Consider the following 16,445-nt stretch of genomic DNA (forward strand, 5'->3'; position numbering starts at 1 on the left):
AGTCTCTGCCGGAAGAGAGTACTTCCAGCAGAGACTTATATTCGGGACTGCAGCACGGAGTATGATCCTCCACTTTACTGTCGCTTATATATATAGAAGAAGAACAAGGCTCATCGTCCAGGATCTCCAGATTACAGCGATGTATTATACAGTATCCGCTGCTTTATTATCCGAATGCATGACCGGTTACAATAATATAACCGAGAAGGAATACATTGAGTACTACGATCAGACCGGTTGCCAGCCAGGCTATACTTTGAACCAGCTTGCCGTTGGCGAAATTGCCCATCTTGCGGCGGTCGCTGGTGAACTTGACCAGCGGGATCACTGCAAATGGCAGCTGCAGACTGAGCACGACCTGACTCCACAGCAGCAGATCTCCGGTTCCACTTGACCCATACAGCCAGGTCACGATAAATGCCGGGATCACCGCCAGCAGGCGGGTAATGATCCGGCGCAGTACCGGCGAGATCCGCAGCTGGACGAATCCTTCCATAACGATCTGACCGGCGAGTGTGCCGGTAATGGTCGAGTTCTGGCCGGATGCCAGCAGGGCGACCGCGAACAGGGTGCTGGCAATACCTACGCCAAGTGTCGGACTGAGCAGCTCATACGCTCCTTCAATCTCGGACACCTGCAGACCATTGCCGTAGAATGCTGCCGCTCCGAGGATCAGAATCGCCGAGTTGATAATAAAGGCGATCGTCAGTGAGAATACCGAATCCAGACGGGCATAACGTACCGCTTCACGGCGTCCGGTTTCATCCCGCTTGTACTGGCGGGACTGGATAATCGAAGAGTGCAAATACAGATTATGCGGCATTACTGTAGCGCCCAGAATACCGAGCGCTACGAACAGCATGCCGGAGTTGGTCACAACCTCCAGCTTCGGCACGTAACCGCCGAATATCGCAGCCACATCCGGACGCGCGGCGATCATTTCAAATACAAATACGACAAAGATCGTCGCGATCAATACGATAACAATCGATTCGATAATGCGGAACCCCTTTTTCTGCAGCAGCAGAAGCAGCAGCACATCCAGCGTTGTAATCACAATGCCCCACAGCAGCGGGATGCCGAACAGCAGATTCAGCGCTATCGCCGAACCGATAACCTCGGCCAGATCGGTGGCGATAATCGCCAGCTCGGTCAGAATCCACAGGAACACCGCCATCTTCTTGCCGGTGGCATCCCGGGTCGCCTGAGCCAGATCCTTGCCGGTCACAATGCCCAGCTTGGCGGCCAGCGTCTGCAGCAGCATCGCGACCAGACTGGACAGCAGGACGACCGACAGCAGGGTGTATCCGAATCGCGAACCACCGGCGATCGAGGTCGCCCAGTTGCCGGGGTCCATATAACCAACCGCTACCAGCGCTCCCGGTCCGGCAAAAGCAAAAAACTTGCGCCAGAAACCGGCATTTTGCGGGATAGCGACCGTATTATTCACTTCCTCCAGACTAATCGAGGAACTGCTGCGCAGCCAGCTTGGTTTGGCTGCGGGTTGATTTACTTCAGTATTGGTATCCATTCTCTCTCCCTCACTTCTCTTGCGCCGTCTTCGGCTTTGTCTCTGAATATTCTTGTAAATGCTCTATGTTCGTCTTGCCAGATGTACAGTTGCAATTTATACATATGCTTTTGAACACATTTTGCACTCGTGCAACTTATTTGTCAATAGGTAAACTTTATGGGTGAGAGCAATTTAAATTTAAAACAAGCACCTTCCTTTTCCAGCACATTCAACTTTCCTGTAACTCCACTCTTACATTTAACCAATCCATCCTGTGTTGGTTCACTCTCTTTACGGACGATGCGGATTCTGACCTTGAGCCGTCTCATACTCAGAAAAAAATGTTCGATAGCTTAACAGGCATGATATCTACGGATACCATGCCTGTTTTATTACATCACGTTTAAAGTTGGAAAATAGGTGTTAAATGGTAATGAAGTCACAAGCGCAGCTCCGGACAGCATATCGTCCATCCCGCATTTCACTTTCCAACTTCTCGGCTACTTTATTTCGCCGGACAAGCACCCATGATGCCTGCTGCCTTCCAAAGTAAAATGGCAGTTTTATTGCCGCTGCCAAAAGTAGTACAATAGAACCCATAACGCTTTTTAACCACTGGTTAATCGTGTATAGCAAAAGTTCCAACTATTAAAAGGAGGTTATTACCTTATGAATTATGCTACATATTTTCAGGAAAACCGCGAACAGCATCTCGCTGAACTCAAAGAGTGGTTGTCCATTCCAAGTATCTCCGCCCTGTCCGAGCACAAGCCGGATATGCTGCGTGCTGCCGAGTGGCTGGCCGCTACACTGACCCGTGCCGGTCTGGAAAACGTCAAAGTAAACGAAACTGCCGGTCACCCGATCGTAACGGCAGATCATCTGCATGCTCCGGGCAAGCCGACGATTCTGGTGTATGGTCACTATGATGTACAGCCGGTCGATCCGCTGAATCTGTGGGAGACGCCTCCATTTGAACCGACCATCCGTGGTGACAAGCTGTTCGCCCGCGGTGCTACCGATGACAAAGGTCAGGTATTCTTGCATATCAAGGCGGTAGAAGCGATTCTCAAACAGCAGGGCTCCCTGCCGGTTAATATCAAATTCTGTATCGAAGGCGAAGAGGAAATCTCCAGCGCCCATCTGCCGGGCTTCCTGGAAGCCAACAGCGAAACACTCGCTGCCGATGCGGTACTGATCTCCGACACTTCCCTGCTGGAGCGCGGCAAGCCGGCGATCAGCACAGGTCTGCGCGGATTGTGCTCACTGGAGATTGCGATCAACACTGCCAATACGGATCTGCACTCCGGTTCCTTTGGCGGCGGCGTGCCGAATGCGCTGCATGCAATGGTTGAACTGCTCGCTACGCTGCATGACCGCGATGGCAAAGTGCTCGTGGACGGATTCTATGACGATGTACTGCCTCTCTCCGAGGAGATGCGTGCCGAGTTCGTGAAGCAGGATTTCAACGAACTGCAGCTGCAGACCGATCTGGGACTGGAAGCACTGCATGGTGAAGAAGGTTATTCCTTTGTCGAGCGTGTAGGCGCCCGTCCGACACTGGAGCTGAACGGCGTATACGGCGGCTTCCAGGGCGAAGGCACCAAGACTGTTATCCCCAAAGAAGCCCATGCCAAAATCACCTGCCGCCTGGTCGCTGACCAGAACCCGCAGGATGTACTGGATAAAATCATCACCCACCTGGAAGCAGTGAAGCCAAACGGTGCCAAACTGACCATCACTCCAGGCGAGAAAGCACGCGCCTTTAATATCGATCCATCCGGCGAAATGCTGCAAAAAGCGGCTGATGCGTATGCAGCCGTCTATGGTACCCGTGCCCTGTTTACCAAGGATGGCGGTTCGATCCCGATTGTGGAAGAATTCTCCCGCGTGATCGCGCCGACCGTTGTGCTGATGGGCTTTGGTCTGCCGGACGAGAATCTGCACGCACCGAACGAGCATTTCAACCTGGAGAACTTTGATAAAGGCATGCTGACGATCGTCGAGTTCCTGAGCAATTTGTAATCTTTATACATCAAAACACCTTCAAATCGTACCGCTTTCCAAACGGAAAATGGATACTTTTGAAGGTGTTTTTTTCAATTCTCTACATGGCTTGTCCGTCTACTGCATGTACTATAATTCAGTTGATAAAGTTAATATCAATTTCACCCTTCAGCATTCGGATGAGATACTCCACATAGAAATTTTCCCGATCCCATTTAAACAGCTCCATTACTACTTCTGCTTCCCTGACGAGCATTGATTCGTGACTATTGGAACCTTCACGCTTTTTCACAAATAGTGCCGGCCCCGGAATTCTATGCGTCATCCCGTTCAGATAGAGATTGAAATTAAAATCATCGGTATCTGCAGGTGTGAACCCTGTGACGATACAAATATCCTGATAGCCAAGCTCAATTATATTAACTTTATACTCGCTGAATAATTGCGAGTAATAGTGATCAGAGCGGCCGATCGGTCGATATTCGGGCATATTCCAAGGCTCTGCAACAATGGCCAGAGTTGCTTCCTGTCCACGATCGGCCAAAGACGATGGAGAAACCACTCCCTGACCGATCTCTTCAATAAATTTGCAGTCAAAACAAATATAAAACCGGGCATGTTGTTCATTCTGATCATGCAGTACCTGAACCGGCTGATGACATAAAGGGCATTTTTCTAAGCTTGGCGGGAACAGCTGATACATATTTATCGCCTCTTTCTTCCTTCAAATATATGCAGACACCTGCCTGAATAAGACGGAAGAAATCCTTTTAAAGTATCCTGTGATGCCAATATATGCAAACAAGCCTTCATATCCTGAACTCCCCTGCCTGCTAAAGGAAAAGAAGTATCGAATAGTGAAGACTTGTTGGATGTATCATAATGTAATATATTCAGCGATCAAACTTTATATCATTACAATGGTAATACTTTTCTAATGCTTCGGGGATGTGTTACTGTTCTTCATGAACTCATCTCGACAAAATGAACTCTACTGCTGCAAGGAATTTTCCCGTTCGGCTGTCTGTTGTGGAGCTTCCCGCCAATCGCGGATAGCGAGTGCAAGACGATCCATCGCTTCTTCCAGCATCTTGCGGGAGCAAGCTACATTCAGTCGCATATACCCTTCTCCGGCTGTACCGAAGGCGCGGCCGTCGTTCAGAGCGACCCGTGCCTTGTGCAGCAGGAAGGAGACCAGATCGGCCTGCTCCATACCGAGTTTGCGGAAATCCAGCCACATCAGGTAGGTCGCTTCCGGCAGATACACCGATACTTCCGGCAGATGCTCGGCAATGTACTGCTGCACATATTCCATATTGGCGCGCATATACCGCATGCACTGCTCCAGCCATTCTTCGCCATGCGTATACGCTGCCTCGGTCGCTACCGCACCGAACTGGCTAATATGACCGACACCAAAGTTGTTGATTTTCAGTGCGAACGCATCGCGCAGCTCCTGGTTCGGAATAATCACATTGGACGTATTGAGCCCCGCGATATTAAACGTCTTGCTCGGCGCTGTACAGATAATGCTGCGATTCTTCGCCTGCTCGGACAGCATCGGATATGGAATATGCCGATTCGGTTCAAACACCAGATCGCCATGAATCTCGTCGGATACCACGATAATATTGTGCTTGGCACAAAGTTCGTCCACCCGTTCCAGCTCTTCGCGTGTCCATACCCGGCCGACCGGATTATGCGGGCTGCACAGGATCAGCATCTTTACATTTTCTCCGCTCAGTGCCTGTTCCAGCTGCTCCAGATCCATCACATATTCACCGTTCTCCTGCTGCTTGAGCGGATTCTCCACCACCTCGCGGCCATGACCGGTGACTACACTATAAAAAGGAGGATATACCGGCGTCTGAATGACTACTTTGTCCCCATGATCGGTAAATGTCTGCACCGCAAAATTCAGTGCGGTTACCACACCCGGCGTGAATACGACCCACTCGTCTTCAATTTCCCAGCCGTGTTTGTTTTTCATCCATTCCCGGAGTGCCCGGTAGTAGGCTTCGGACTGGAAAGAATAGCCGACAACACCATGCTCTGCACTTTTCTTCAGTGCTTCCTGCACCGGCTGCGGCGCGGCAAAATCCATATCCGCTACCCACAGGGGCAGTACATCTTCTGTGCCAAATAACTTTTGCAGCTGATCCCATTTGGCCGAATTGGTATTCAGCCTCTCCGGGGGATTGTCAAAATGCTGTGTATAATCCATCCGTAAACCTCCGCTTCGGCGTGTATGCAGCTTGCTGGCATACATATACGCTCGCTAATGTGATACAGGAATATCTCGGGGAGCATGTATAGCTTCCCCGCTTTATCCCAAAACGAATTTAAGATTACAATTATCATAACATGTTTGCAGGCAAGGGCAAACACGATCCATCGGACGACGATCAACAAAAATAAAAGCAAAAAACCGGGCTGCTGAAAACAACCCGGTCTTATCATTTTCCACTTACAATCAAATCAATTCCAGAATCTCGTCCACCTGTTCCAACCGGTAGTCGGCATCCTGGGAATGCAGACCTGCATCCCCTACAGCAGCGACATTCATACCGCCTGCAATAGCGGCCTGTACACCGGCTTCCGCATCTTCGACGACAAGGCATTCTTCCGGCGGTACACCAAGACGCTCGGCTGCCAGCAGAAATACCTCCGGATCAGGCTTGCTGCGGGTAATATCATTGCCGTCCGCTACCGCATCAAACGCATCCGCCAGGCCGATCTGCTTGAGAATCGTCGGAGTATTTTTACTGGAGGAGCCGATAGCGATTTTGACGCCGCGTTTTTTCAGTTCATCAATTGTATGTTTGGCTCCCGGCAGCATGTCTTCCGGTTTTACCTCATTCAGTGATTCCCTGTAGTAGGTATTTTTGCGTTCCGCGAGTGCCTGCTTTTCCTCCGGTGTGTAGGTACGCTCGGCTTTTTCCAGAATAATCTCCAGGCTTTCCATCCGGCTCACGCCGCGCAGACGGTTGTTGATCGTCTCATTGAACTTGATGCCTTCTTCATCGCTCATCTTTTTCCATGCCTGGTAGTGGTATTGGTCTGTGGATACGATAACTCCATCCAGATCGAATATTACAGCTTTGATCGTCATAATTGCTTCCTCCTCTGATTCGCTTTCTGTTCGTCAGCTCATTGAATCACGGTAAATGTGTGATCCTACTGATATATGGAATATAAACAGATTCGCTGAAAAACAAGCTGTCCTTTTTGTTAAATCTGTTTTATTTATGGCATCTTCTGCCGATTTGCCTATCCGATGTGGAAAAATCCGACCTTACTATATTTCCTAATCCGTATACAACTGTCCGGTATGAATTAAAAAATTGATATGGAATCAGGAATACATTCTGTCGTATTTTACATAAAAAACATTGACGTTGCAGGGTTTCCACACTATGATATATACATTATTGAGAACGATTATCATCATTGAGGAGTGTTTGAATTTATGAAAGCACGTTACACCCTGCCTGCGGTTCTGCTGTTATCGTCTGTACTGTTCGCAGCCTGCGGCAATAAAGAAGAAGCACAACCAGCAGCAAACAATGCACAAACAAGTCCATCTACTGCCACTACTGCTGATAGCACAGCAGCCGGTACCACTGCACCAGCTGCTTCTACAGCGGATTTCAAAGATGCGACCGAACAATACCGTACGTATGCGATCGGTGAGATTGATGCTTTTGTGACAGAGACCGAGAAATTCACCGAAGCGGTCAAAGCCGGCAAGCTGGAAGAAGCGAAAAAACTATATGCTCCAGCCCGTATGCACTATGAGCGGATCGAGCCGATCGCCGAAGCACTCGGCAATCTGGACCCGGATATTGATGCCCGTCAGGGAGATGTCGATGACAAGGACTGGCGTGGATTCCACAAGATCGAACAGGCGCTGTGGGAGCAGAAAACAACAGACGGCATGAACGAGTATGCTGACCGTCTGCTGCAGGATGCCAAGCTGCTGCGTGCCAAAGTCGAGACGGTGGATATTGATGCCGGACTGCTCGTTACCGGTGCAGTCGAGCTGCTGAACGAAGTCTCTTCCTCCAAAGTAACCGGTGAAGAGGAACGCTATTCCCACACCGATCTGTATGACTTTGTCGCCAACGTGGAAGGCGCCGAGAAAATCTATGAGATTTTGAAGCCGAATCTGGCGAAAAAAGACCCTGCCCTGGAGAAGCAAATCGGTGAGAGGTTCGAAGCACTGAACAAGGAGCTCGCTCCATTTGCTACCAAAGACGGCGGTTATGTCACCTATGACAAGCTGAGCAAGCAGGATGTACGTACGCTGAGCCAGAATCTCGATGCACTGGCTGAACCACTATCCCAAATGGGAACGATTCTGGGAGTGTAAGATATGAGCAAGAACAAAAACGATAACAACCCACAACAACCGAACACTACCCCTGATGCCGGACAGGAGTCTTCCTCCCTGTTCCGCAAGCCTGTGAGCCGCCGCGATATGCTGCGGCTTGCTGGCGCTTCCGGTGTCGGACTGCTGCTTGGCGGATCGGGTGCTTACGGCATTATGGCTGCGACGGGAGCGACCAAACAGCCGGCTTCCGACAAGCCCGGCAGTCCGGACAATGTCACAACCGGTATACCGGATGCGAACCGGTACGACTTTTATGGACAGCATCAGGCAGGGATTACGACGCCAAGCCAGAACTTTATGTGCTTCGCTTCCTTTGACCTGACGGTAAGCGATGCTGCCGGACTGAAACGTCTGCTGCAGGCATGGACCCGGGCTTCCGCCTCTCTGATGGTCGGGGAACTGCTGGACGGACAAAATGAGAATCTGAATCTGCCGCCTGCCGATACCGGTGAAGCGGCAGGTCTGACTCCTTCGCGGCTCACCGTTACATTCGGTGCAGGACCGAGTCTGTTTGATCACCGGTTTGGACTGGCGGGTAAAAAGCCTGCCGGTTTCGGCGATCTGCCTCCTTTTAATGGAGATAATCTGATGCCGGAGTGGTGCGGCGGCGATCTCGGTGTGCAGATCTGCGCAGATGATATGCAGGTTGCCTTTCACGGGATGCGCAATCTGATCCGGATCGCCCGAGGTTCGGCGGTACTGCGCTGGAGTCAGGAAGGCTTCCAGCGTTCGACCGAATCCGATCCGAACAAAGCCACTCCCCGTAACCTGATGGGCTTCAAGGATGGCACAGCCAACCCGAGCGTTCAGGATGGAGCGATGATGAATGAAGTGGTCTGGGTACAGCCGGAAGATGGTGCAGGCTGGATGACCGGCGGCTCCTACATGGCCGTACGGCGCATCCGAATGCGGATCGAGGTCTGGGATCGCTCCAGTCTGGCCGATCAGGAGAATACATTTGGACGCTACCGGGTCAGCGGCGCACCGCTTGGCTCGCAGCATGAATTTGATCGCGGGGATATGGAAGCCAAAGATGCCTCCGGCAAGCCGGTGATTCCGATGAATGCCCATATGCGCGTCGCCCGCGGAGACGGCAAGATGCAGATTCTGCGTCGTCCCTATTCGTATTCAAGCGGCATGGACAATACGACCGGCCAGCTGGATGCCGGACTCTTTTTCATTAGCTATCAGCGCAGTCTGGACAAGCAGTTCATCCCGATGCAGCAGCGGCTGGCCCAGAATGATGCACTGAACGAATATATCCAGCATATCGGCAGTGCCGTATTTGCCTGCTTCCCCGGTGTTCGCCAGGGCGGTTATATCGGCGATACCCTGCTGTAACAGGCTTGATTTTTACGAGGAAATGAGGAATACGGTTATGCGCAATACCGCCTGGTTTATACGTTTTATCAGCTGTACCTGTCTGCTGGTGCTCATGATTGGGCTCAGTCCGGCAGCTTCCCGGCCGTTCGTCTATAACTGGCTGACGGCAGCGCCGGTCATGCATGTGGCCGCCGCCGAGGAAGCACCTACGCCGGACACGCTGCTGCCTGTCGTTGGCAGTGCCCTCGTCGATGCCGGCCAGCAGAAGTGGACGGATGCCTCACAGGAACTGGATACATTCGCCGCCGGCTGGAAGTCATTGGACACTTCGGCAGCCCCCCAGCAGGCGGCTGAAGTAAATACCGCACTGCAGGCGGCACAGAATGCACTGCAAAATGCCCAGTCCGACCCGGATGCCGCGGTATCGGCACTCGGTACACTCGCCCGTGCGGTCAACAGCTACGCCGAAGCGGGCACGGCTGGCAGCAAAGATGCCCAGGGCAAGGGCCCTTCCGCAAAAGGAACCCAGGCTGTCCAGGTGATCCTGCCGCTCGCCAATCAGACGATTCAGCATATCAAGCAGCAGGATTGGCCTGCTGCCCAGACCAGCTACAAGCAGATCGTCGATGCCTGGCCGGATGTGGAGAGTGCCATTCGTGCAGATAACTTTACCGTCTACAGCCAGCTGGAGACACGCATGAGCATGATCCGCGTCTCCCTGCAGGCCGATCCGCCGCGTGAGGAGCAGGCACAGACCGAGACGCAGGCGCTGATCGATCTGCTGAATCATTATCTGTCCGGCGAAGTGGCCGATACGGCACCGGCCAGCGGCAGTATGCGTCTGACCGATGCGGTCGCGCTGCTCCAGCAGGTACAGACCGCGGCAGGCCAGCAGGATGCTACAACCGCCGCAGACCGGATGCAGCAGTTTATTACGATGTGGCCGCTCGTCGAGGGTGAAGTGCAGATTTCCTCGTCCTCCACGTACACATCCATTGAAAATGAAATGTCCGAGGTGCAGGGCTACCTCATCTCCACCCCGCCTGCCTGGGACAAAGCCAATACCGTACTGAATACGATGCTGAATGAGCTGGCACCGATCACGTCCAAATCTGCCTATACCGCATGGGATGCAGCGATTATCCTGCTGCGTGAAGGTCTGGAGGCGATCCTCGTACTCGCCGCTCTGCTCGCCTATGCCAAACGTAGCGGCAGCCGGCAAGCCGGCCAATGGATCTGGTCGGGTGCGCTGTCCGGTCTGCTGCTCAGCGGAGTAATGGCAGCGATCTTTGTTTATGCCTTTGCCCAGATGGCCACCAGCGGCAGTACCCGTGAGATGATCGAAGGGATTACCGGACTCGTCGCTGTCGTGCTGATGCTCGGTGTCGGCAGCTGGCTGCACCAGAAAGCCAATCTGCAAAACTGGAACAGTTATATCGCCAGCCAGGTCAGCGGCGCACTTCAGCGCGGCAGTCTCTGGTCGCTGGCTGCGGTATCCGGACTCGCGATTCTGCGTGAAGGTGCGGAGACGGCAATCTTCTATATTGGGATGGCACCATCGATAGCGCTCTCCCAGCTGCTGCTCGGTATTGGGATGGCGATGGTGATCCTGATTATCGTCGCTGTGCTGATTATCCGCTTCAGTGTGAAACTGCCGGTTCGTCCGTTCTTCCTGACCGCGACCGTGCTGATCTATTATCTGGTGTTCCGCTTCCTCGGGGAAAGTATTCACTCGCTGCAGGTAGCCGGACAATTCCCGGCACATCATGCAGCCGGACTGCCATCAATCAGCTGGATCGGCATGTATCCGACCTGGGAGACCTTTATCCCGCAGATGATCGTGCTGATCTTCATGCTGTGGAAGCTGATCCTGCCGGAATACCGGAACCGTCGCCAAGCGACGACCTGAACGACAGCCTGAACTATCTGCTTCTCTGCAGGATAAGCGTTATACAGAAGCATTCAGGCAGAGCAAGCCCACTATATATTTTGTCAAAAAGCTGTTCATGCGATTGCGGCAGATAGAATTTCTGCCCTGATTGGCAGGAACAGCTTTTTTGATATGTTGGAACCGGAAGACGGCGTTTAATATACACTATGAACGTCGAATTCATTCATTTTCCCTGCCCCGTATTAATCTGCTGCAAATCTATTGCAATCCCTTCACAGCTCCGCTATGATGGACTCAAAGAAAATTATTTTCTTCATATTTATTAATTTATAAAAATTATTTTCACAAACTATTCCATTTGTTTTTACATTCCATCGCTGCTTCATCATTCGAAGTATACCTTTCCATTTACAGGTTCACGCAGTATCGCACCTCATCTGAAAGGAGGGATAGATATGTCTCCCATTCTGCATGTTCTGGAGCAGGGGCTGAATAAGCTGTCCCCACAGGAACGGCGGCTGGCGCATTATATTTTGCAGCAGCCTTCCTCGGTTATTCGGCTGGGCATTACCCAGCTGGCCAACCAGTGCGGCATCAGTCCGGCGACCGTTACGCGCTTTTGCAAAACGTTCAATTTCGAGGGATTTCCCGATTTCAAAATGAAGCTGGCCGGCGAGCTGGCCCAGCAGTCGGTGCCCAGCTCCTACCAGGATATTATCGCCGGCAATCCGCTGGCCGAGATTGTCAAAGCGATCGAATCGAATCATGTCACCTCGATCAACGATACGACCCGGCTGCTCAATTTGCCCAAGCTGGAGCAGGCAATTGGTTATCTGACCCGGGCGCGCCGGATTGATCTGTATGGTATCGCTACCTCTTCCATCGTGGCACAGGACTTTTACCAGAAGCTGATCCGGATCGGCAAGAACTGCACCGCCTTTGCCGATTCGCATATGCAGATCACTTCCGCCTCCACGCTCTCGTCCGAGGATGTGGCGCTGGCCATCTCCTATTCCGGCGAGACGCGGGAGACGATTGATGCGCTCACCTGCGCCCGCGAGAACGGCGCTACCGTCATGTCGCTGACCCAGTACAGCTCCAACCCGCTGGCAGCGATGGCGGATATCTCGCTGTTCTCCTCTTCACTGGAAAAAGGCGTCCGTCGCGGCGATATGGCTTCCCGGATCGCCCAGCTTCATATTATCGATATTCTGTTCACCGGTATGATTAGTGCCCAGTTCAACGACTCCGTCAACAAACTGGAGCTGTCTTATAAAAATGTGCGGCGTTACCGCAAAGACTCAGGAGGGTTATGATCCATGGTTAATCTGGTCAAAGTAAGCAAGCAAGAAGATTTCGGTAAAGTAGCAGCGTATATCGTATCCAGTCTCGTACAGACGTCCCCGCGGGCTGTGCTCGGTCTCGCTACCGGCGGTACCCCTGTCGATCTGTACAAGGAATTGATCAACATTTTCAATCAGGGGGTTATCAGCTTCTCCAAGGTAAAAACGTTCAACCTCGATGAATATGTGGGACTGCCTGCCGATCATCCGGCTTCGTATCGTGCTTTTATGAATAAGCATCTGTTCGATCATATTGATATCGATATGAACAATACCCATGTGCCGAATGGTATGGCAGCCGATCCGGACAAGGAATGCAGCCGCTACGATGCCATGCTGTCCGAATCGACGATTGACCTGCAGGTGCTCGGCATCGGGCATAACGGACATATTGGCTTCAACGAACCGGCAGATCAACTGCTGCCCGGCACCCATGTAGTCGATCTGCTGCCGGAGACTCGTGAAGCCAATGCTCGTTATTTCCAATCGATCGATGAAGTGCCTGCGCAGGCGATTACGATGGGCGTAGGTACGATTATGAAATCCCGCCAGATTCTACTGATGGTGCGCGGCGCCGACAAAGCCGAGATTATCCACCGTGCGCTCACCGGACCAATCACCACTCTCTGCCCTGCTTCACTGTTACAGCTGCATCCGAATGTAACGGTGCTGATGGACGGTGAAGCCGGGAGGTTGTTCGGATAATGTCCATACCTACATCAGGTTCAACATCAGCGACGTATCAGATTGTAAATGGACGGATTGTAACGCCGACGCAGGTCATCGATAACGGTGTGATCCAGGTGGAGAACGGCATCATCCGTTATGCCGGAACAGCTGCAGAAGCACCAGCATTTTCTCCTGCTCTCAGCAGCGCTCTGCAGGCAGATTCTGCACAACAAGGTACAGACGCTGCAGCGACAGTTACGACTTATGATGCAGCAGGCGGACTCGTCGTACCGGGCTTTGTCGACATTCATGTGCATGGCGGGATGGGACAGGATTTTATGGATTCGAGTCCCGAAGTGCTGGATACCATTACTTCATTTCATGCCAGCCAAGGAACGACAGCAATTCTCGCCACGACGATGACTGCTCCTCATGAAGATATCGCCAGGGTGCTGGAGCAGGTACATGCCTACGTACGGGCTGACCGAATGCCCGGTGCACAGGTGGAAGGCGTTCATCTGGAAGGTCCTTTTATTAGTCCAAAGTGGCCGGGCGCCCAGAATCCGGGCCATATCGTACTTCCGAACGTAGAATGGCTGGAAGAGTGGCATGCCGCCTATCCCGGTCTGATCAAGCAGCTCACCCTGGCGCCCGAACGTGAAGGCGCGCTGGAGCTGATCCGCTGGCTGCGGGAGCATCAGATTACAGCAGCAGCCGGTCATACCGATGCCACCTACGAACAGATTATGGATGCGGTCGATGCCGGACTGAATCATGCCGTGCATACGTTCAATGCGATGACCCCGCTGCATCACCGCAAGCCGGGTGTTGCCGGAGCCGTGCTCGGGACACCTGCTATTCATGCCGAGATTATCGCAGACGGTATCCATGTGCATCCGGCTGCCGTCTCCCTGCTCGCCCAGCTCAAACAGGATCATAACCTGATCCTGATCACTGATGCCATGTCCGCAGCCGGTCTGGGCGATGGCAACTATATGCTCGGCGATCAGCCGGTCAAAGTGATCAACGGCGTCGCTACCCTGCCGGAAGACAGCGGCACACTCGCCGGCAGCCGCCTGACCATGATCGAAGGCTTCCGCTTCCTGATCGAAAAAGCAGGTTTGTCCATTTTGCGCGCCTCCGAAGCCGCCAGCGGCAACCCGGCACGCCAGCTCGGCATCTACGACCAGACCGGCAGCCTCGAAGCCGGCAAGCGCGCCGATATGCTAATATTGGATGAGCAGATGGAATTGAAGCAGATCTTTATCAAAGGAAATGAATTCGTCTACAATTGACCATATTCATTTTCCGAAAAAGCTGTAAAATGCGCTGCGTCTTAACAATAAAAACAAACCACTGCTGATTCTCCAAGGGGATTTTTGCTATTTTTCCAAATCCGGTTCAGCAGTTATCCGTTCCTTGCCGTCTATCTGATTTCAAATGGCAGGGAACACCTACATATCTTCCAAATCCGGTCATCGTCTGCTATTGTACATTAGAGTCACAAACCCAATGAGAAAGGAATTTGTTCATGAGTAATTACCAACCCCCGGGTCCACCGCAGGAACCGGCACAACCACCGATGCAGCCCCCTTATCCACCGATGGGAGGACCTGTCGGAGGAATGAACGGCGGATATTATACACCGCCACCGTTAACCGGTTTTGGCGGCTGGCTGGTATTGTTCCAGATTTGTATGTATTATTATCTGTTTGCCTCCCTGATCGCTACGGCAGGTGGAACGATTCTGCTGGCTATGTCCTATGCCAAAGTGGACATCTATGACCAGCTCACCAGCATGATGCAGGTCAGCAGCGCAACCTATCAGGGGCTGCTCGTATTTACCCTGATCTATACGATCATCGCATCCATTTATCTGATCGTAATTCTGATATGGTTCTACAGAAGAAAACGTGTGCTGCCGAAGCTGGTTATCGGATTCTGTATACTGGATGCAGTTGCGATTCTGGCTACCTATTTCCTGTCGCCACCAGAGATCGGAGCAGGCATTATCAGCACCATTATCCATCTGCTCGTGCTGGCCGGGTGGGTCGCTTACTTCCTGCGCTCCCGCAGAGTGAAGAACACTTTCGTTCGTTAAACGGCTGTATGTCCATGACTCCATGGACAAGAGTTTTTCCTGGACAGCTGGGCTTCACATCATTTGCTTAAGCTTCATTAAAAAAGCTCCGATCACTCCTTTTTCTAAAAAGGGTGATCGGAGCTTTTGCATTTCCGGAATCGCGTCATGATCCAGATGGTACATAATGCTGATGATATTTTATTGTGTTATGGGGAGGACTGGTCTGTATCCACCGCATTCACTGCAGATTGTCCCGCCGATGACAGGGCATCTGTCGACACATGGTATGCCCACCTGTTCTGCGGATCGGTGATCCAGACATACTGCTTGTCATCCGGGTCCTGCCAGCCTTGATAGCGTTCGGTCGCTGCCTTGCCATCCACTGTCAGGGATACGCTGAATGTGAGTACTTTGCGGTATGACTGAACCTGTGATGCAGGTACAGGCAGACGATCAGTCGGCATGTTTTTCACCGCGTCCGTGATGCCTGTGCCCTGATCCAGGGCAATCGACTTGCCGTTCAGTGTCCATGTATCCTGCGCCGGATCGGCCAGATTGGCCTGGTGATCAAGCGTCCAGCTGACTGCCGGCTCGGTGCTGCTCCATTTCAGCTGGGTCAGCTGATTATCGTCCCAACCGACCGGTGTCGTATCGATAAAATGAAAGGCATCGGCCTGCAGATCGGTAACTGTCTGCTGGGCCAGCTGAACGATGGTGCTGCCATTAAGCTGAGCGTAAAAGTAGCCTTTGGTCGGCAGCTCGTCTCCGATTGCGACAGTCAGTTTGCTGCCATCCTGACTGTGTACCGTGATCGCCTGCGTATCCGCACGGATGCCGTATTTGGACGTATCTGCCGGCTGCTCTTCGACCGTACCATGGACAGCAGCAGACTGCAGCGCAGTCAGCCAGTCGTCTATCGCATAAGGATTGACTGGATACGCCGCTGGTGCGGTCATCGTCCAGGTCTGTCCTTTTTTGTCCAGTTGTACCGCTTCCGGCGCAGCGGACGGAGCTGTAGCATTCTGCACAGCAGCGGTGTTTCCTCCGCCGGAAGAGGCTGGATGAATCTGAATGCTGTCGATATCCGATACATTCATCGTCAGCAGCTTCGGATCAGCTGCCGGTGTATCATCCTTTTGAAAAAAGTTCTGGGAATAGGCGTAACTCACACCTGCCACCAGAATAATCAGCAAAATGATGGAAGGCATTAATTTTCGAATCAT

Annotated in this window: 13 protein-coding genes; 8 read left to right on the top strand and 5 right to left on the bottom strand. The window is 52.2% G+C overall.

Annotation, left to right across the window (positions count from 1 at the left end):
• Positions 1 to 166: 166 nt before the first annotated feature.
• Positions 167 to 1,531 carry an Nramp family divalent metal transporter gene (locus WH45_RS17685; RefSeq protein ID WP_046215758.1) on the bottom strand — a complete coding sequence of 455 codons (1,365 nt, stop codon included), beginning with the start codon at positions 1,529 to 1,531 and terminating at the stop codon, positions 167 to 169.
• Between the two features lie 651 nt (positions 1,532 to 2,182).
• Here WH45_RS17685 and WH45_RS17690 point away from each other — a divergent pair.
• Positions 2,183 to 3,538, top strand: coding sequence for a dipeptidase (locus WH45_RS17690; protein ID WP_046215759.1), 1,356 nt, complete (start codon positions 2,183 to 2,185; stop codon positions 3,536 to 3,538).
• Positions 3,539 to 3,656: 118 nt separating this feature from the next.
• Here WH45_RS17690 and WH45_RS17695 read toward each other — a convergent pair whose 3' ends face one another.
• The 3 genes from WH45_RS17695 to pgmB all read right to left on the bottom strand — a co-directional run bounded on the left by WH45_RS17695 (position 3,657) and on the right by pgmB (position 6,632).
• A complete protein-coding gene (locus tag WH45_RS17695; protein ID WP_046215760.1) occupies positions 3,657 to 4,223 on the bottom strand; it encodes a hypothetical protein in 567 nt (188 codons plus the stop codon).
• A gap of 288 nt (positions 4,224 to 4,511) precedes the next feature.
• Positions 4,512 to 5,744, bottom strand: a complete 1,233-nt coding sequence (locus WH45_RS17700) for a MalY/PatB family protein (RefSeq protein WP_046215761.1) — start codon at positions 5,742 to 5,744, stop codon at positions 4,512 to 4,514.
• Positions 5,745 to 5,993: 249 nt separating this feature from the next.
• Positions 5,994 to 6,632: a beta-phosphoglucomutase gene (gene pgmB, locus WH45_RS17705; protein ID WP_046215762.1), complete on the bottom strand. Its 639-nt coding sequence runs from the start codon at positions 6,630 to 6,632 to the stop codon at positions 5,994 to 5,996.
• A gap of 357 nt (positions 6,633 to 6,989) precedes the next feature.
• Here pgmB and efeO point away from each other — a divergent pair, with 357 nt between their 5' ends.
• From efeO to WH45_RS17740, 7 genes are all read left to right on the top strand, one after another.
• Positions 6,990 to 7,892 carry an iron uptake system protein EfeO gene (gene efeO / locus WH45_RS17710; RefSeq protein WP_046215763.1) on the top strand — a complete coding sequence of 301 codons (903 nt, stop codon included), beginning with the start codon at positions 6,990 to 6,992 and terminating at the stop codon, positions 7,890 to 7,892.
• A 3-nt stretch (positions 7,893 to 7,895) separates the two neighbouring features.
• Positions 7,896 to 9,254 carry an iron uptake transporter deferrochelatase/peroxidase subunit gene (gene efeB, locus WH45_RS17715; protein ID WP_200897744.1) on the top strand — a complete coding sequence of 453 codons (1,359 nt, stop codon included), beginning with the start codon at positions 7,896 to 7,898 and terminating at the stop codon, positions 9,252 to 9,254.
• Positions 9,255 to 9,291: 37 nt separating this feature from the next.
• Positions 9,292 to 11,145 carry an FTR1 family iron permease gene (locus tag WH45_RS17720; protein ID WP_046215764.1) on the top strand — a complete coding sequence of 618 codons (1,854 nt, stop codon included), beginning with the start codon at positions 9,292 to 9,294 and terminating at the stop codon, positions 11,143 to 11,145.
• A 437-nt stretch (positions 11,146 to 11,582) separates the two neighbouring features.
• Complete coding sequence (locus tag WH45_RS17725) at positions 11,583 to 12,443, top strand: MurR/RpiR family transcriptional regulator (RefSeq protein ID WP_046215765.1); 861 nt, start codon at positions 11,583 to 11,585, stop codon at positions 12,441 to 12,443.
• A gap of 3 nt (positions 12,444 to 12,446) precedes the next feature.
• Complete coding sequence (gene nagB, locus WH45_RS17730) at positions 12,447 to 13,175, top strand: glucosamine-6-phosphate deaminase (protein WP_046215766.1); 729 nt, start codon at positions 12,447 to 12,449, stop codon at positions 13,173 to 13,175.
• Entirely contained in the window at positions 13,175 to 14,434 is a 1,260-nt protein-coding gene (gene nagA / locus WH45_RS17735; protein ID WP_046215767.1) for an N-acetylglucosamine-6-phosphate deacetylase, read from the top strand. The genes nagB and nagA overlap by 1 nt, the downstream gene beginning before the upstream one ends.
• Before the next feature lie 236 nt (positions 14,435 to 14,670).
• A complete protein-coding gene (locus WH45_RS17740) occupies positions 14,671 to 15,240 on the top strand; it encodes a DUF2569 family protein (RefSeq protein WP_046215768.1) in 570 nt (189 codons plus the stop codon).
• A gap of 188 nt (positions 15,241 to 15,428) precedes the next feature.
• Here the strand turns inward: WH45_RS17740 and WH45_RS17745 are convergent, their stop codons facing one another.
• Positions 15,429 to 16,445, bottom strand: a complete 1,017-nt coding sequence (locus WH45_RS17745) for a DUF4340 domain-containing protein (RefSeq protein WP_046215769.1) — start codon at positions 16,443 to 16,445, stop codon at positions 15,429 to 15,431.

Source organism: Paenibacillus wulumuqiensis (assembly GCF_000971965.1).
GTDB classification, from domain to species: domain Bacteria; phylum Bacillota; class Bacilli; order Paenibacillales; family Paenibacillaceae; genus Saccharibacillus; species Saccharibacillus wulumuqiensis.